The sequence below is a fragment of the Erwinia aeris genome (assembly GCF_041224955.1).
Classification (GTDB): Bacteria; Pseudomonadota; Gammaproteobacteria; order Enterobacterales; family Enterobacteriaceae; genus Erwinia; species Erwinia aeris.
Genome location: NZ_JBGFFX010000006.1, coordinates 201,701 through 217,828, shown reverse-complemented (window position 1 = coordinate 217,828; position 16,128 = coordinate 201,701). Strand labels below are relative to the sequence as shown.

At 46.3% G+C, this 16,128-nt stretch carries 15 protein-coding genes, 2 tRNA genes and 1 pseudogene; 12 read left to right on the top strand and 6 right to left on the bottom strand.

Going from position 1 to position 16,128, the window contains the following annotated elements; all coding sequences use genetic code 11:
• Window positions 1-21: 21 nt before the first annotated feature.
• Both AB6T85_RS12135 and AB6T85_RS12130 read right to left on the bottom strand, forming a co-directional pair.
• Window positions 22-1,506 (bottom strand): sugar ABC transporter ATP-binding protein, encoded by a 1,485-nt coding sequence (locus AB6T85_RS12135; RefSeq protein ID WP_253460348.1) that lies wholly within the window; start codon window positions 1,504-1,506, stop codon window positions 22-24.
• Window positions 1,507-1,518: 12 nt separating this feature from the next.
• On the bottom strand, window positions 1,519-2,436 hold the full coding sequence (locus tag AB6T85_RS12130) for a sugar ABC transporter substrate-binding protein (protein WP_253460345.1): 918 nt from the start codon (window positions 2,434-2,436) through the stop codon (window positions 1,519-1,521).
• 497 nt (window positions 2,437-2,933) lie between these two features.
• Here AB6T85_RS12130 and AB6T85_RS12125 point away from each other — a divergent pair.
• Window positions 2,934-3,009 (top strand) — tRNA-Asn (locus AB6T85_RS12125).
• Between the two features lie 381 nt (window positions 3,010-3,390).
• On the opposite strand, the gene AB6T85_RS12120 is transcribed toward AB6T85_RS12125, so the two are convergent.
• The 4 genes and pseudogenes from AB6T85_RS12120 to AB6T85_RS12105 all read right to left on the bottom strand — a co-directional run bounded on the left by AB6T85_RS12120 (window position 3,391) and on the right by AB6T85_RS12105 (window position 5,325).
• Window positions 3,391-3,723, bottom strand: coding sequence for a type II toxin-antitoxin system PemK/MazF family toxin (locus tag AB6T85_RS12120; RefSeq protein WP_301251018.1), 333 nt, complete (start codon window positions 3,721-3,723; stop codon window positions 3,391-3,393).
• Entirely contained in the window at window positions 3,724-3,981 is a 258-nt protein-coding gene (locus tag AB6T85_RS12115) for an AbrB/MazE/SpoVT family DNA-binding domain-containing protein (protein WP_253460339.1), read from the bottom strand.
• Between the two features lie 336 nt (window positions 3,982-4,317).
• Window positions 4,318-4,490: pseudogene (locus tag AB6T85_RS12110) on the bottom strand (helix-turn-helix domain-containing protein).
• A gap of 214 nt (window positions 4,491-4,704) precedes the next feature.
• Window positions 4,705-5,325: a hypothetical protein gene (locus AB6T85_RS12105; RefSeq protein ID WP_253460336.1), complete on the bottom strand. Its 621-nt coding sequence runs from the start codon at window positions 5,323-5,325 to the stop codon at window positions 4,705-4,707.
• A 288-nt stretch (window positions 5,326-5,613) separates the two neighbouring features.
• Between AB6T85_RS12105 and AB6T85_RS12100 the strand changes: the two genes are divergently transcribed.
• From AB6T85_RS12100 to AB6T85_RS12050, 11 genes are all read left to right on the top strand, one after another.
• Window positions 5,614-5,689 (top strand) — tRNA-Asn (locus AB6T85_RS12100).
• Between the two features lie 427 nt (window positions 5,690-6,116).
• Window positions 6,117-6,551 carry a CesT family type III secretion system chaperone gene (locus AB6T85_RS12095; RefSeq protein ID WP_301730408.1) on the top strand — a complete coding sequence of 145 codons (435 nt, stop codon included), beginning with the start codon at window positions 6,117-6,119 and terminating at the stop codon, window positions 6,549-6,551.
• Window positions 6,548-7,507: a hypothetical protein gene (locus tag AB6T85_RS12090; protein ID WP_253460330.1), complete on the top strand. Its 960-nt coding sequence runs from the start codon at window positions 6,548-6,550 to the stop codon at window positions 7,505-7,507. The genes AB6T85_RS12095 and AB6T85_RS12090 overlap by 4 nt, the downstream gene beginning before the upstream one ends.
• A 692-nt stretch (window positions 7,508-8,199) precedes the next feature.
• Window positions 8,200-8,346, top strand: coding sequence for a hypothetical protein (locus AB6T85_RS12085; protein WP_153810780.1), 147 nt, complete (start codon window positions 8,200-8,202; stop codon window positions 8,344-8,346).
• Between the two features lie 65 nt (window positions 8,347-8,411).
• Complete coding sequence (locus AB6T85_RS12080) at window positions 8,412-9,347, top strand: cupin-like domain-containing protein (protein ID WP_301251025.1); 936 nt, start codon at window positions 8,412-8,414, stop codon at window positions 9,345-9,347.
• Window positions 9,348-9,365: 18 nt separating this feature from the next.
• Window positions 9,366-10,706 carry an ABC transporter substrate-binding protein gene (locus tag AB6T85_RS12075; RefSeq protein WP_369895679.1) on the top strand — a complete coding sequence of 447 codons (1,341 nt, stop codon included), beginning with the start codon at window positions 9,366-9,368 and terminating at the stop codon, window positions 10,704-10,706.
• The gene (locus tag AB6T85_RS12070; RefSeq protein WP_253460320.1) at window positions 10,696-11,664 is read left to right on the top strand and encodes a ThiF family adenylyltransferase; all 969 of its coding nucleotides are present in this window, start codon (window positions 10,696-10,698) and stop codon (window positions 11,662-11,664) included. Before AB6T85_RS12075 ends, AB6T85_RS12070 begins: the two co-directional genes overlap by 11 nt.
• Window positions 11,651-12,487 (top strand): aKG-HExxH-type peptide beta-hydroxylase, encoded by an 837-nt coding sequence (locus AB6T85_RS12065; protein ID WP_253460317.1) that lies wholly within the window; start codon window positions 11,651-11,653, stop codon window positions 12,485-12,487. The genes AB6T85_RS12070 and AB6T85_RS12065 overlap by 14 nt, the downstream gene beginning before the upstream one ends.
• Window positions 12,474-13,280, top strand: a complete 807-nt coding sequence (locus tag AB6T85_RS12060; protein ID WP_253460314.1) for a JmjC domain-containing protein — start codon at window positions 12,474-12,476, stop codon at window positions 13,278-13,280. Before AB6T85_RS12065 ends, AB6T85_RS12060 begins: the two co-directional genes overlap by 14 nt.
• Window positions 13,258-14,505 carry an MFS transporter gene (locus tag AB6T85_RS12055; protein ID WP_369895676.1) on the top strand — a complete coding sequence of 416 codons (1,248 nt, stop codon included), beginning with the start codon at window positions 13,258-13,260 and terminating at the stop codon, window positions 14,503-14,505. The genes AB6T85_RS12060 and AB6T85_RS12055 overlap by 23 nt, the downstream gene beginning before the upstream one ends.
• Window positions 14,495-16,066 (top strand): ABC-F family ATP-binding cassette domain-containing protein, encoded by a 1,572-nt coding sequence (locus AB6T85_RS12050; protein ID WP_253460308.1) that lies wholly within the window; start codon window positions 14,495-14,497, stop codon window positions 16,064-16,066. The genes AB6T85_RS12055 and AB6T85_RS12050 overlap by 11 nt, the downstream gene beginning before the upstream one ends.
• The last annotated feature ends 62 nt before the right edge of the window (window positions 16,067-16,128 follow it).

The window sequence follows — 16,128 nt, the reverse complement described above, 5'->3', positions numbered from 1 at the left end:
CGTCGCTCATGGTTTCAGCCCTTATTCAGACGCCAGTGACAAAATGGATTCCTGATCGGCCTCTTCTTTATTGAGGATGCCGGTGATGCGGCCGCCGTGCATGACCATCACCCGATCGCTCATGCCGAGTATTTCCGGCAGTTCAGAAGAAACCATGATGATGGCGACGCCGCGATTCGCCAGCTCGCTGATTAGCCGGTAAATTTCCGCTTTCGCGCCCACGTCGATGCCGCGCGTCGGCTCGTCCAGGATCAGGACTTTGGGCTGTGCCAGCAGCCAGCGGGCGATCAGCACCTTTTGCTGGTTGCCGCCGCTGAGGTTATTGATGATTTGATCCATAGTGGGCGTTTTGATGTTCAGCCGACGGATCTGCTCCATGCAGTCCTTCGCCATCTGGATATGACTGACAAAGCCCGCGCGGCTGCTGTATTCCGGCATATTGACGATGCTCATGTTTTCCATCACCGACAGCACCAGAAACAGCCCGGACTTTTTCCGATCTTCAGTAAGAAAAGCCAGCCCCTTTTCTATCGCCGTGGCAGGCGAATCTATTTTTACCGGCACGCCGTCTATCAGAATTTCGCCGCCGTCGGGGCTGGTCATGCCAAACAGGCTTTCCATCACCTCGCTGCGGCCCGCGCCGACCAGCCCCGCCACGCCCAGAATTTCACCACGGCGCACGCCGAAGCTGATGTCATCAAACACGCCTTTACGCTGTAAATGACGTACCGTCAGCACCTCTTCGCCAATGGCCGTGTTGAACTTGGGAAAAAGCTGGGTCAGCTCGCGCCCGACCATCTGGGTAATCAGCGACTGCCGCGTATAGTCCGCCGTCGCGCTGCTACCGACCCAGGCACCGTCGCGAAATACGCTGACCTCATCGGTAATCGTAAAGATTTCATCCATTTTGTGGCTGATATAGATGATGGCTTTACCCTGCTCTCTGAGATCGCGAATGATAGCGAAAAGATGCGAAACCTCGGTTTCAGTCAGCGCGGAGGTTGGCTCATCCATAATCACCACATCCGCATTCCAGGATACGGCTTTAGCGATCTCTACCATTTGCTGTGAGGCGATGCTCAAATCGCCCACCAGATCGTCCGGCGCAAGGAGAATGTTCAGCTTGCTTAACAACTCGCGGGTCTGGCGATGAAGGCTGCCGTGATCGACAAAGCCATATTTCATCGGCTCGCGGCCCAGCCAGATGTTTTCCGCCACCGTCATATGAGGCACCAGGTTAAGCTCCTGGTGGATCATCGAAATGCCTGCGCGCAGCGCGCCCAGCGTGTCCTGAAACGCTACCGCCTCGCCCCTGACGCGGATTAAGCCTTCATCCGGGCGATAAATTCCTATCAGGCATTTCATCAGCGTGGATTTTCCCGCGCCGTTTTCGCCCATCAGCGCGTGTACGCTGCCGGGCCTGACCCGTAAAGAGACGTTGTTCAGTGCCTTTACGCCAGGAAAAAACTTGCTGATGCCTTCGGCTTCAAGCGCATATGCGGTCATGATGCACCCCGGCTATTTCTGGTTCAGGCTGGTAAACTTCGCCATGTTTTCTTTGGTGATCAGCTGGAAAGGGATATCGACGTTCGATTCCACGTTTTCACCTTTTGCCAGCTTCACCGCCGCCTGTACCGCTCCCTCGCCCTGGCCTTTTGCGTCCTGAAAAACGGTAGCGACCATTTTGCCGTTTTTGATCATTTGCAGCGCGTCCGGCGTGCCGTCAACCCCCGCCACCAGCACGTGGTCGCTGTTTTTTCCCAGCGCCTGAAGCGCGCCAATCGCCATTTCGTCATTATTGGCAGCGATCGCCTGAATATCGTCGCCAGCGGTGAGCCAGTTACTGACCACATCTACCGCATCGTTACGCATAAACTTCGCGGTCTGCTCCTGAACGATTTTTAAACCAGGATATTTCGCAACAATCTCTTTCACGCCTTTGGTACGTTCACGCGTCGATTCATTGGCCAGATCGCCTAACAGGATGGCGACGTTGCCTTTGTAATTCATTTGTTTAGCCAGCGCTTCCATCTGCAAACGCCCCGCCAGCTGCGAGTTGGAGCCAACATAGGCCATTTTGCCCGTCAGTTCGGCTGCGGGACGGCGGTTAATAAAAATCAGCGGGATGCCCGCCTTGCTGGCCTGATCCATAATCGGTTTAACCGCGTTGGTGTCGACCGGATTGACGATAATGGCGTCCACGCCCTGCCCGATAAAGTTCTGCACCTGCTGTAGCTGCTGGGAAACATCGTTTTTGGCATCTTCTACCTGCCCTTTAACGTTTTCTTTTTGAAGTTCTTTTTGCATAGAATTGCGAACGATGGTGAGGAAGTTGTCGTCAAACAGCGCCATTGAGACACCCATCTGGAGATCTTTTGCCAGCGCGACAGCAGGCAGCGAACAGACTAACAGTAACCCTGCAACGAATTTTTTCATGATAGAGCCCTTATGTGATTAGCTTGTGCGGCTGGCTGGACCTCGAATGAAAGATATTTTTTACATTCACACAACTTCACCGGTGCCTGGATAACATTTTTAAGTGGTGAAAAAGCAATGTCTTAGTCAGATTGCTCCTGGTTATTAACAATATTTATCAAAAGCTTAATTTAGTTTTTCAGCCTTTATCGCTTCGACATATAGCGGCCGACTGGCTGATCAGTGCAATTATTCCATAATTAACATTTTTGAAACTTTTTACATAAAAGCACCGAAACGCACGTTTTAAAAACGACAAACAACAAAATTTTGACACACCTCTAACATCAGCAAGGCATTCGCCGTAAAGTGCGATCTGGCGCAAGAGATTGAATTTTGCCCGAACGGGCGAGAAACAGAGCGGGTTGCTGATTTTGCGGCCGAACGCGCGGCAAAATGGCATTCGACCTTTGACACGCCCGGACGCGGCCGTTACTATGCGCCCCATCGAAACCGATTCCTCTGTAGTTCAGTCGGTAGAACGGCGGACTGTTAATCCGTATGTCACTGGTTCGAGTCCAGTCAGAGGAGCCATATTTATGTTGTCATGCATCTTCAAGAATCTTTATGTTATTTAGATTCAACAAGCTAGCGTGAAAACCTACCCAATGCATTTTCATTCCCCCTCTGCATTGGGCAAGATTTGGGGTCATTTCAGTTTTACTATGGAGTGACCGCCCAGTGTTTCTGAACGTCACTAAAATCCACAGCTTTAAGCCTTCTGAAAATCCCTTTACGCTAACCGATTCTCATCTCCTGTATTTGCTTGTCGATTCAGGCGGTTAAAACCTCTGGTATTTCAAATATCGCTTTAACCGAAAGGATCTTCCCTTGCTCTGGATGCATATTCGCAAGCCTCGCAAAAACGAGGGCGCTGTATGTGACAGCGCCCTCGTTCAGGTGGCCTAAAAAACATTAGCTCAACATGGCCTCCAGGCGGGCCAGCACTTCATTCACAACGACGTCAGGTATACGTTCCAGCCGCTTACCATTTCGGGCCGCCATATCAATGGTTCTGGGCTGGTCGCAGCGGATCACGCCCGTCGTTTTTGTTCCCGCCTCGTCCAGTGAAACGGTAAAACCGGCTGTTCGGGCAACGTTTCCGCCGTGGGTAACGGGAACAATAACGGGTAGCCGGGTCAGCTTGTTAAACGATGCCTTCGATACGATCAGTACCGGACGTTGTCCACTTTGCTCGTGGCCGGCAATCGGATCCAGTGAAACAAGCCAGATTTCCCCTCTGTCCATTTACAGGATCTCCTTGCCCATCGCAGGCGCATCAATCCATTCACGATCCTCTTCGCTCATTTCGGCGTGCGGATCGCACTGCGCCAGCAGCTCCTCAAGCGAATAACGGGGCCGTTTTTGGGGTTCAATAATCAGGCAGCCATTATCAATGGTCATACCTACTTCGCTGTCCGTCGACAGCGCCAGCGTTTTCAACACGGCAGGAGGAACCGCCAACATGACGGATCCGCCGACCTTTTTCAGGCGAGTGGTATACATAGAGCACCTCCGGATATTATATTTTAATATAACATCCAGGGCAGGCGATGCACAATTATTCATCAGATTCATTGTGATTTCCTTAGCGTAAGAAAGCCTTAACCCATCGAAGGACAGAGCCGGTAGTCTTCAAAGCGGCATTGCCGGTAAAACGGCAAGCATCCTGATACATCAGGCGTTTCTTTCAGATCCTAAAGCATGCCATGCAGAGAGGAGCTTAATGCGCGACAAAGAGGGCCGATAATAGAAAACTGTTTTTTCGGTGCAAAGATTTATTACGAATCGGATAAACAAAATGCGGCATATCTTCCGTATTCAGGCTGCGCCGGAGGGTTATCAGTGATAGCGCGAAGGCCCGTTTTTTCAGGCGCAGGCCCAGCACTTCCGCTATCAGCTTTTCGCCGTGGGCCAGCGCTGGTTAAGAGCGTTGGACAGCGTGGAGGACGCCAGCCCAGCGTTACGGGAAACGGCCGCCAGCGACCTCTCCCTTTTTTCAGCGAGGCAATAATGTCGGCAGGATAGCAGTCGGTTGCGTCATGCGGTCACCTTATTGATAAACATCACACCGTCGGCAATGCGTATCTAACGCGTTGATTTAAGTTCGGCGGCAAAAAACCAAAGCAGCTCACCGAAAACCCGTTCTGCTACATAGTAATTTATCAATTTTAGACAACCCTGAGGTTGGCACCTTAGCTGCGCCGTCTTTTTACGCGCTGCGTTTTTTCAGCAAGGTCTGATAATTAAACATGCGGCACCCCAGGCGCCCTCGCTGCCTTCATCATGGATATCGGAAATAATCTGTTCGACCCGATAACGATCGGAGATATTCTCGCTGACATAGGTTTCTACGCGTTCGAATTTATTAAGCACTTTCTGCGCCCCGCTGAGCAATTCGCCATCCGCTGCCGAATAATAGTAAGCAAATACGCCAAATTTTATGGATGAGGCGTCGCGGTTAATAGAAAGCACTGAGGTTATCCTTTCAATATCGTGATACCAGCCCGACGGGCCGCCCGGCTGGTTTTTGACTTCGATTACCGCTCGCGGCTGGGCTTTCCCCCACCACAGCAGGAGATCGAAACGGCCGCTCAAACGCGCCTTAACCGGCTTTGGCCCCGGCGCTATCGCGCCCGCGTGATCCATTGAGCTAAGCCCATTGCTTTCAAGCGTCACGAATTTAGCGCCCGGCATGTCGCTTAGCGCTTTGGCAATATAGGTAGTGAGCATATATTCCGCAGCCGTCCAGACCCAGTATCCGCCGGACATTTGACGATAATCTTTATGCGCTTTTTCTATACCTGAAATGATAGCGCCACTAATTGTTTCAGTTGAAACGGCAGCCATTTGGTGATCCTTATAAAAAAAGGATAAGCCTATACCGCAGGGCCGTTTTCTATGGCCTTAATAACGTTAATTATTAACCTTATTTCGGAGCTTAAAGATAAACCTTCACAGGGAATTTTGTCATAACGCTTGTTCTTTAGCCAGGCGCTGTGTTTTTTTATTCATTTTTGGCGCCCCAAGCGGTGAACTTATTTTTTTGCCTATATTTGAATCAGTCGCATCCAAAAATCACATTTCCCCTTTGATAGTCTGCTGCGTCCTCGTTATAATTCGCCCCGTTTCAACAATTCCTCTGTAGTTCAGTCGGTAGAACGGCGGACTGTTAATCCGTATGTCACTGGTTCGAGTCCAGTCAGAGGAGCCATATTAGAGAAGCCCGCTTAAGGAAACTTAAGCGGGCTTCTTGCTTATCGACCTTGTTCTGCCTTTTACTCTTTATCTGTCGGCGTTGCTTTTTCATCGATCCTGGTCTCGCCCTGATTACGCAGTGCTTCGGATAAACACTCTGCGCCCTGGCTCAGCAGGGTGCCGTGCCAAAAGGGTGCCGGTAAAGTGCTGACTGCATGGCGCTGCCGCCCAAGGTTAAGCATTCTCTCGTTAGCCGATTGGTGTCATGCCCCTTTATCAACGCTACTCTTTTAACCTCATCACATCTGCTCGCTATTGTTCCACAGCTTAAGGAACCAGGCGGTTTTTCTGTTCACTTACTCTTCCTTACTTTGCAGTGAAGTCGGATCGGCCTGCCCTTGCCGTGCCGGTTTGCTACCTGAGACAAATAAAAAGGAAGCTTTATGTCAACATCCTTTAGTAGTGCTCTTATTCCCTTGTTCAATTACCTCAAGCTAACGCCTGAGATGCGGGGCGATGAAGAAGCCTTTGAGTTAGTGATGTGGTCAGATTTATCGCTGCGGCTTTTGCATTATCCCGGTAACCACATCACCTTTAGCTGCCTGCTTCCTTTCAGGACGGCTAATGACATTACCACTGAGCTTCTCTGGGAACTCCTGCAGGCAAATTTGATGAACGAAGAGTTCCCTCCCATTGTGCTGGCGGCTTCGGCAAACAGTGACGAACTAGTGATATGGTCGCGTTTGCCGATGAACACGGCAGATCCTCAGGCCCTGATTGCCCTGTACGAAAATATGGCTTTTTATACTCATACGCTGGGACAGCGTCTGGGCATTATCAGCCAGCACCTTCCTGATGAAGTCGGAGTCGGATTATGATGCGTATATTTTCTTCTGGCAGCAGCCGCCAGACCCAGCAGAGCCAGCCCGCTCATCAGAGCCTCAGCGCGACACAAATGCAGGCATCCGGCCCCTTTCAGCATCAGGTCAGGGTGGTTTCACCACAGACGCTGCAAAGCATGGATCTGGCGGCGCAAGTCCAACAGGAAGTGCGTACGCAATTAGGGCGTGGTGGTAATCAGTGGTTGCCGCTCGTTGCCGATCAGGGAGAGAGTGCGATGCGCGGTATCATGGCCGTGCGCGCTGCAGACCGCTTTAGTCATGAAGCCAGTGAACGCTTTACACAACGGTTTCCTGACGCGGCGACAGGCCTGGATCGTGCTTATGCGAGTGGACACAGCGCCCTGAGAGTGCAAGGAGGACACTGTCAGGAATTTGCCGATCTGGCCTACACGCAAGTGGCGGCCAGAGGAGCCAATAAGCCCGTGTTTAATACTCTCTACAATAATGACCACGTCCTGGTGCTGTTAGGAGACAAACGTCAGGAAGATCCGGTAGTGCTTGATGCCTGGCAACATCTGCCGATTGTGACCACGCTGGAGAACAGCAGGCTCGATCCGGGCAGGCTTGACGTTATCCAGCAGCGAAACGATCCCCGCCCCGATCCGCACGCCCAGTGGGCGCTGCGCCATGTACGTACCATGCCAATGGCGGAGATCGAGGATATATTAACCTCGACTACCTATCCGCCAGTGGGGAAAAAATTTGTCAAACATATGGTAGAAAGTGCGCGGGCGAAGGAACCCGGACGTTATGACGTACGCTCGCTGGCGAAAGATCCCAGTACCCGCTTCACTGACGATCCCGCCCGGGCGGCGAAACCTTTTGACGTCATGTCTGCCTCATCCCTATCCAGTACCCGACGAACTATTGAAAAATATGAACAGGCTGCAGCCGCCGATCCCGGGGGCTATGGCAAGGCAAAGCGTTTCTGAATACAGCATCGGTGATCGGCGCTTTGCGCCTGCGTAAGTGCGCCTGAACCCAACCTCTTCTGAGTAAAAAATTTACTGGTCAGCCAATAGATTACGACACAGGTTGGGCTCATTCCTGTAACAGGCGGAGTGTGCAACCGGCTAAGGGTTGCAGCAATCTTACGCAGGATCATTCGTGCTTTTGCAAGATTGGGTGTATGCCGATCCAGGGTGGACGCTGCAATAGTTTTCGCTGCAAGCTATGGGCCTTTTCTTTCTCTCGCTCAGGTTTCATACCTGAACGCCATCGCTTTTTCTTATGGAAAATCGTCAATAATCGAGATGAAAATCTCAAAAAGGTTAATATATAACCATAAGAAATTATGAACTGTAACAATTCAACATTTCTACACCTTTAGCAGTTCAGAAGAAAAATAAAATCCTGACCAACAAAAAACAACATAATTATCAATTAGTTGAAAAGAGCACATTCTCTCCATAAAAGATAAACACCAGTTTTACTAATCAATAATCAATGATTTATTGTGATAGCACTCACACTTACATAAAAATGTATTAACATAAAATTATCAAATTAAATTACTTTTAAATCTCCGGTGACATTTACTTAATTTTCCTTACATTAATTAAAGATCACTGCGTTTACATTTTTGTTTAACAACAATCCAAGTCAAATTACAGGAGCAATAACCATGAATGATTTCGAAAGCAAAGAGTTTCGTTCTTATGTATCTCCAACTGAGACTCAAGATTTTGATGTTGAATTCAAAATTGAAAATGTACAGCTGGCTGAGATTGAACTGGATAACGAACTGTTATTAGCAACTCACCGCTGCTAATAAGATCGTCGGGTTCTGGGGGCAACCCCAGAACTTAAATTTATAACTTATCGTGAGAATTCTCTATGAGCGTATTCCGGCCACATGTTGAAGATGTCGCAAGTGTTGAAAACCACCAGTTTGAAGAAACATTTTTCAATAAGACCCAGCCCGTGCAGTATGCAAATTTGAACAGCGACATGCCTGCCTATAAAAAATGGAGTTTTGAATTTTTTAAAGCGCGCTGTAGCGAGATATTATGTCAGGTAAGTGATAACTTAGAGGATCCGGCAAACATCACCAGAAAGATTTCAATATCAGAATACATTGATCTGATGAAAAATGGCGAGCAATGCCCCTATATGACAGGCTGGAGTTATCAAAAAAGCTTGCCTGGGCTGGACGAAGATATCTTTTTTCCAAAATTCCACCCGGATGATTTCATCGATCGTTTGCCAAAAAGAATGCAATTCCGCAGACGATGGGTGTTTTTTGGAAAAAAAGGAATAAATTGCGATCTTCACATTGACTGTTTTTCAACCAGCGCATGGTTAATGATGATTGAAGGTCAAAAAACATTCCGCGCTATATCTCCACTTCATCGTCACCATATTGAAATGGGGACTTCATTATTTAATGAGGAAGTCGTAGCACATCTGGATGAATTGAACGTTGAGATCGTTGAATTCACTCTTACTCCCGGGACTATTCTCTACGTGCCGACTGGATGGGTACATGAAATCCGTAATGACACGGATAATATCATGGTGACAGGTGGTTTTACCTCCAGACAGCATGCCATAAGATTTTATAAAAATTATCACTCCTATATCTCCCGAGATTCAAATGAGAGTGACATTGCTTTCAATGATTACCTCGAAGTGCTTACAGAAAATAAATTAAAAATATCGGATGAAGTCAGGAATTCTATTATAGAGGAGGTCTCTTACACTAAAGAAAAAATAGAGATCTTGCTTAGAAAACAAAAAATGTATGAAGAGATGATTAAGACAACCGCTTAGGTAAACGGCCTGAATATCATGAATAATTTAAATATCGCTGTTGATGTTTTCCCTTATAAAGAAGATATCTGGTCGATCTGTGATTACAGCGGAGAGCAAATTTACAGCAAGCTTGCGCTCCCGTTATTCTCTTTGGAAAAGGGCGAAGTCGAGCTCTTAGGTGCCGAATCCTTCCAACAGACGGCTGACTCCCTCAGAATAACTATCAGAAAAGATTTATTCTGGAGTAATGGCGATAACGTGAAAGCTGCGGATTATGTGCGGGCGATCAGACATATCTGTCATGATGAGAATAATCGTTATAATAAGATCCTTGCATCTGTAGCGAAACTGGGTTCAGAAACAGAAATCCATAATGACCACAGCTTCACTATTCAAACCTCATGGTATGACCCCTTTATTATTCAGTATTTATCTTTATTGAATTTCTCTCCCAAACACGAGCATAGTGATGACGTTTCTGCCGGACCTTATGTTCTTTTGAAAAAACAGGATAACTTTTATCAGCTGGTTGCTAATAAATATTTTACACTTGATAAGCACCTGCCTAATGTGGAAAAAATCAATTATCTTCTGGTTGAAAAAGATCCGAACGGCGAGGCCTTTTTTGACGGTAAAGTGCATGTCAGTTGCAACACTGCCGTTAACCTGAAAAATTACCGTACCTTCACGGCTAAGCAAAATTTTGTGGCTGCTGAAGGGAACTTAATGATGATACTTTCTCCCGGAAGAAAATTTGATAAACTGCCAGACTACGTCAAAGAAATTTTAACTTGTAAAATTAATCGCAGCTCAATTGCAGCACGTTACGACAATATATTAAAGCCGGTTACGTCATGGATGTCTGTGTATTTTGATGGTTCTTATCATCCGCTCAGGGATACTATCACCTACTCAAAAAACAGCTTTGTTATCGACATATCTTACGAAGATTTCTATCCAAATGATGAAATTCTTGAAGATATTGCTGAACAACTCTCTTGCTTTAATATTGAGGTCCGCAAACATCAGGACAAATATGGCTACTGGCGTTCCGAATCCCATTTACGCTTTGAAATTCGTAAAATTCCTCAGCGAAATCCTGTACAAATCATTCGATCTGATTTGAGTCATGTATCTACGAGTCATGTAAAATTTGAGAAAATAAAAAAGCTGTATTCCTTGCTTTTTACTGAAGCGCTATCATCTCAACAACCAGAAATATTCAAAGCTATTGATTTTTATTTGCGGGAGCAGTGTCTTAGCCTTCCGTTATTTATCTTTCCCACTGGTTTTTTTTGTCACAGTTCAATTCTGGAAAACACCTTATATGCTCCGGGACGTAAGGTTCTCATAAAGGAAACCGTGAGTGAAAATTAAACTGAATGCCTCGATCATAAGATCCGATGATAAAATCATATTTTTGGGTAAAAAAAATTACCAGATGACCGACATTATTGGGCCTGAGGTGGAATATTTTTTAACCAGGCTTGAAACAGGCCTGGACGAGACAGAATTACAGTCGTGGCTTAAAGATGATTGCTGCTATGCACTTTATAAAACAATGTGCAGCTTGAATTTGCTGGTACTGTCGGAAAATAAATATAGTGGCACCGTTTTAGAGAAAACCTATGATTTCCTTAATTTTCATTTAGGAACGTTACACTCACCGTTTAGCTTCAAGAATGATATCCATATAGCCCTGATTGGATGCGGTGGAACAGGATCAAATGTAGGGCTGTGTCTGGCCTCATCGGGGATCAAAAAATTCACGCTGATCGACTATGATAAAGTTCAGATAAGTAATCTGAACCGCCAGTTTGCTTATGATTCTGCCGATATTGGCAAAAGCAAGGTGCAGTGCTTAAAAGATAAATTGCTCAGAATAAATGCTGAGGTCAACGTTTCTTTATACGAGCGTAAAATTACCTGCTCAGAAGATCTGCATTGTCTCCCTGATGATGTTAATTTACTGGTATCCGCTATCGATACGCCTGCCATTAAGTCATCCCTCTACATCGTTGAATATGCTATGCGCCACAAAGTCCCGGTTATCTTTGGATCTGCAGGATACGATACTATTACAGCAGGCCCTCTGTTAACCACTGAAGCGGCCAAAACCGAATTCCTTAGCCTTTTGCAGAAGAGTTCACACGCAGTAACAAAACCTATAACAGGATCTATCGCATCCACTAATTTACTGCTGAGTGCAATATTGGCTAACAATATTACCAGCCTTTTTTATCCTTTTAGCAAACCCGACTTGATTAATGTGAGAAAAATATATAATCCTGTCAGCATGATTACAATGGGGGAAATAAGCTATGACAATAACTAAAAGAGATATTTTTTCCATATATTTAAACCGGGAAGTTGTTGAACAAGAGTGTACACTCTGGCGTCAATTTGTTGCCTGTAATAAAAAACAAACCATTCTTAATTTCCTTACAGAAAACCACGCCTACGCTCCCTGGCCCGAAAAGGTTGTTTGCTATCAGGCAGCCAATCGTGACGATTATCAGGCAGTTCTGAAATCAGTTGCTGCGGAAATGCAACGTCAAAATGAAAAATTCTCGGCAATACATTACTCTGCAATGAACAGTTACAGAGAAAATATTCTGGCAGCGATTGAATTGCTCTCTACCAACAGTGCCGTGATGGATTATACCTTGAGGAATCTTATTGGTCGTGTTGTTGTTGTCAGTTGCGACTCACTTGTAGCAACCAGTTCCGTGCTTTTTTTAGGTCTTATTGTTATCTCGCCTAAAGAAGACTGGACGCTATCTGATTATGTCGAAAATATTATTCACGAGATGTCTCATATTGAACTCTATATTAAGCAACTGCTCGATCCCCTTGTATCGACAGGAACTTACCTGAAAAGTCCTTTTCGTGATCAACCCCGTCCTGCCAACGGGGTCTTTCATGCTGCATTTGTTTTAACTCGCATTATTTTTTATATGCGAAACCTTACCTTCCCAGGAGCACATAAGCAGTCTGCCGCCGTCAATATTAACAAAGCATCGCTGTTATTGCAGGAGACACTGGCGCAGTTTGACCATAAGAATTTCCTTACGGCACAAGGCAGTAGCATAGCAGAAGAAATGTGTTTGGTCTTATCTCAATTTCAGAAAGAGGATGCAGCCAGTGCAATTATTTAAAAATGAGCAAGCATTTTTGGAAAACTGCCGCATTAATGATTTGACAGGTACATGTTTTCTTATTCATGAGTATTGTTTTCACTGGCCATTGTTTACGCAGGGCAATTTTTCTTTTATTGAGAAAAATTACGGTAGCGATAAGATATTTATTGAGGAAGGAATAAATAAATCGGGCAGAGTGGAAATTACGGTAAGTGATTATATCAAGCGTATTCAATCTGGCGTTAAAGGCATGGGTAACTGGTCATGGCAGCCACATCTTTCCCACGCAAAATCACTTAACGACAGTTTCACCGTGCCCAAAGCCATTACATTAAATAATATTGAGAAATCGTTAGTAGGCGAGCTGGTTCTTGCACCCTGGATTTTGATGTCTGCGCCTGAAACAGTCACCAGCATGCATCAGGATATGCTCAGCGTGAACGGCATTGTCGGACAGTTGCAGGGCGTAAAAGAATTTACGTTAGTGGCACCGCAGTATGCGCTTGAAGAGGGTAAATTTTACAGCACATACGAGCTCGAAGCGTTGGGTATTCCTTTTGAGTGCGTAGTGCTTCATCCCGGTGATTTTCTTTACTTTCCTGCGCACTGGTGGCATCAGGCAAAAACGATTGAATGCTCGGTGACCTTCATTCATAGTACAGTAAATCTGTACAATATGACCGCCTTTTTGGATGATGCCATCTCTCAAATGCCGGCCTTGATACAAAGAGTGCAGTCAGCAGCGAAAAAACGTGGCTATTTCGGCGACAGAATTAACTGGTTGTGTAATGGATTCCGGTCATTGGGGTAAGAGAATGTTTAGAGCAGAAGTAAAGGAACGGCTGGCACTGTTTGAAAACAAGAATTTTTTGTTTTTCACCATGAGCGGCCTTTTTGCCACTTTTGGCAACGGATTAAATTATATTGCGCTTTCCTGGCTGGCCTATAACAAAACCAACTCTGTTAAAGGCGTGGCGATAATGATGTTTTGCATCTGGATGCCCAGTATCCTTTTCGCCCCTTTATTTGGCCTGCTTGCCGATCGTTACAATCGTAAAGCACAAATCATTATCTCAAATCTGGTCAGGGGGATGGTTATCGTTGCATGGGTCCTGATGTGGGAAATGAATATTGAGCCAGATCTGATGATTTTGTGCTCTCTGCTTGGGGTGTTTATCTCATTTTACATGCCTTCCGCGGTGCCTTTTATTCAAAGTATCGTGCCTGAAAAGGAGCTTGTTAGCGCTAATGCGACCATTGATATGGTTTACGAATTCGGCACTATTATGGGAATGGGTTTAAGTGGCTTCATACTGGCTGTAGCAGGCATCAAAGGCACGCTGCTTATCGGTGGTATACTTTTTATTATCGCCGGCCTTTTCAACCTTGCCATGCGTACGGTAGCAACGGCAGAAAGCGCAAATAAACAAAGTGAAGGCTGGTGGTATAGCTATACCTCTTCGCTGAGATACTTTAAAAGTAAGCCTGCGCTTTTTATGCCTTATATGAGCCAGATGATAATAATGGTTCTTTTGATGACTATTCCTATTATTTTAGTTCCTTATACTCGTGAAGTGCTGCATGCGAGCACACGAGTATTTGCCCTTTATGAAGCGCTCTATTCGCTGGGAGTTTTGGCCGGCGGCTTTTTATCACCTGTGCTTTGTAAAAAAACCAGCATCAGGAAAACGCTGGCCTTGCTTTTATTGGTCATGGCTGGCGGTTTATATATTCTCTCTGTAAATGATGCTGTTATTTTGGTATTCCCGGTTTATTTCCTTATTGGTTTTGGGATTTCCAGCTGGGCCCTGTCGATATCTCTTTCACAACTTCACTGTGAGCCTGAGTATCAGGGGAGACTTCAGGCTACTTTTAACGGTCTGTCGGGAATACTTATTCTTGCCATGTATCTTCTTATGGCAAAAGAAGGGAATGGCTTATCCTCGCAGGGGGTTTACCTGACTCAGTCGGTTCTTGCGCTAGCGGGCATTGTGATTGTGCTTTTTTATCGTAAAGGGGATCTTCGTGAATCGTAAAGAACAAGTTTTCCTCTCAACTAATCAGTTGAGTTACCATAATACAACCCATCTGTTGTTTAGCGATGTCTCTCTTTCATTAAACTCCGCTGAAAAGGTGGGCTTAGTTGGATTCAACGGTGCCGGTAAGTCTACCCTGCTACAGCTGTTGACTAAGAAGCTGGAGCCGAGTTCAGGCCAGGTTACTCACGCCAAATCGTTACGTTATTATCTGGTGGAACAGCGTTTTCCAGAGCACTTATTATCTTTGACGCCAGAAGAGGCTCTTCTTGATGTTTTAGAAACTGATGAGCGCATAAGTGAAAGCTGGCGCGCTGAAGTTATTCTTGAAAATATTGGTATGGGGCTTACCCAGCGTGACACGCCGTGTTCAGAACTTAGCGGTGGCCAGCAGACGCGCCTGTTACTGGGTAGAGCGCAGCTCTCTGCTCCCAATGTTCTTTTACTTGATGAGCCTTCAAACCATCTTGATTTGCCGACGTTAATCTGGCTTGAAACCTTTTTAGCAGACTGGCGTGGAAGCTTAATTCTGGTTTCCCATGATACCCGCATGCTTGATACTGTCACCAACAGTACCTGGATTATCGCTAATGGCGGCGTGCATCAATATCGACTCCCCTGCACGCAAGCTTTAGTGCAGCACGAACAAAGCGATCTTGCCTGCCAGCAGCAATATCAGGATCAGGCAAACGAAATTGAGCGCATTGAAGCCAGCGCGCGTCAGCTGGCGGTGTGGGGTAAAGAGCAGCACAGTAAAAGCTCGGCAAGAAAAGCGCAGTCCATGTTCAAACGTGTCGACAAACTCAAGCTTGAGCAAAATACTTTACCAGAGCCTTATCCCTGGAATCTCTCCTTTCCCGGACAAATGCTGCCGGCAAAACGACTCCTGTTTTGCAATGAGGTCATGGTCAGAGCGCCAGGGCAGACTACAATCCTGTACGCAATAGATGAGCTGTTGATTCAGCCAGGAGAAAAAATTGCTTTAATCGGTGCCAATGGCATGGGTAAGTCGACTCTGCTGCAGCTTATCTGGAAGAGTTATCTGGAACGGGATCGGGCCATTACGCTGCATGACTCGACGGTGATGGCCTATTACGATCAGCTGCAAAATGGCGTGGATAGCGAGCTGGATATGATGAATGCATTATTCAGTTTCTGCAGTACGTCGCGCGTGAATGCCAATAATGAGCAGCTGAAGCAGGCGTTACTTAAAGCCGGATTCCCCTGGGAACGTCTGCAGAGTAAAGTCAGAACATTGAGTGGGGGAGAAAGAGCAAGATTATTATTTGCAGGTATATCCCTTATCAACAGTCATCTGCTTTTGCTGGATGAGCCCACTAACCATCTGGATATTTCAGGTAAAGAGGCCCTTGAACGTCAGTTAGCAGAGTTTAACGGCACTGTGCTTCTGGTCTCGCACGATCGTAGTCTTATTGAAAAGGTCTGCAAACGCTTTTTAGTGATAAGCGATGGAAAGCTGCACTCTTTCAACGACTACCACAAGGCTTACAGCGCCTCACAAATGACAGTTGAAGGTTATCTACTGAGTAATGCGTCATGATCTGTTGCTGAACAGAGCCTGTCTCATTCGATATTGGGGCTTTACCCGCCCCTCGTCTGTAA

Bases quoted from the DNA above. Each gene is read 5' to 3' on its own strand.
- AB6T85_RS12135 (WP_253460348.1), bottom strand. From the start codon at position 1,506: ATGACCGCATATGCGCTTGAAGCCGAAGGCATCAGCAAGTTTTTTCCT.
- AB6T85_RS12130 (WP_253460345.1), bottom strand. From the start codon at position 2,436: ATGAAAAAATTCGTTGCAGGGTTACTGTTAGTCTGTTCGCTGCCTGCT.
- AB6T85_RS12120 (WP_301251018.1), bottom strand. From the start codon at position 3,723: ATGGACAGAGGGGAAATCTGGCTTGTTTCACTGGATCCGATTGCCGGC.
- AB6T85_RS12115 (WP_253460339.1), bottom strand. From the start codon at position 3,981: ATGTATACCACTCGCCTGAAAAAGGTCGGCGGATCCGTCATGTTGGCG.
- AB6T85_RS12105 (WP_253460336.1), bottom strand. From the start codon at position 5,325: ATGGCTGCCGTTTCAACTGAAACAATTAGTGGCGCTATCATTTCAGGT.
- AB6T85_RS12095 (WP_301730408.1), top strand. From the start codon at position 6,117: ATGTCAACATCCTTTAGTAGTGCTCTTATTCCCTTGTTCAATTACCTC.
- AB6T85_RS12090 (WP_253460330.1), top strand. From the start codon at position 6,548: ATGATGCGTATATTTTCTTCTGGCAGCAGCCGCCAGACCCAGCAGAGC.
- AB6T85_RS12085 (WP_153810780.1), top strand. From the start codon at position 8,200: ATGAATGATTTCGAAAGCAAAGAGTTTCGTTCTTATGTATCTCCAACT.
- AB6T85_RS12080 (WP_301251025.1), top strand. From the start codon at position 8,412: ATGAGCGTATTCCGGCCACATGTTGAAGATGTCGCAAGTGTTGAAAAC.
- AB6T85_RS12075 (WP_369895679.1), top strand. From the start codon at position 9,366: ATGAATAATTTAAATATCGCTGTTGATGTTTTCCCTTATAAAGAAGAT.
- AB6T85_RS12065 (WP_253460317.1), top strand. From the start codon at position 11,651: ATGACAATAACTAAAAGAGATATTTTTTCCATATATTTAAACCGGGAA.
- AB6T85_RS12055 (WP_369895676.1), top strand. From the start codon at position 13,258: ATGGATTCCGGTCATTGGGGTAAGAGAATGTTTAGAGCAGAAGTAAAG.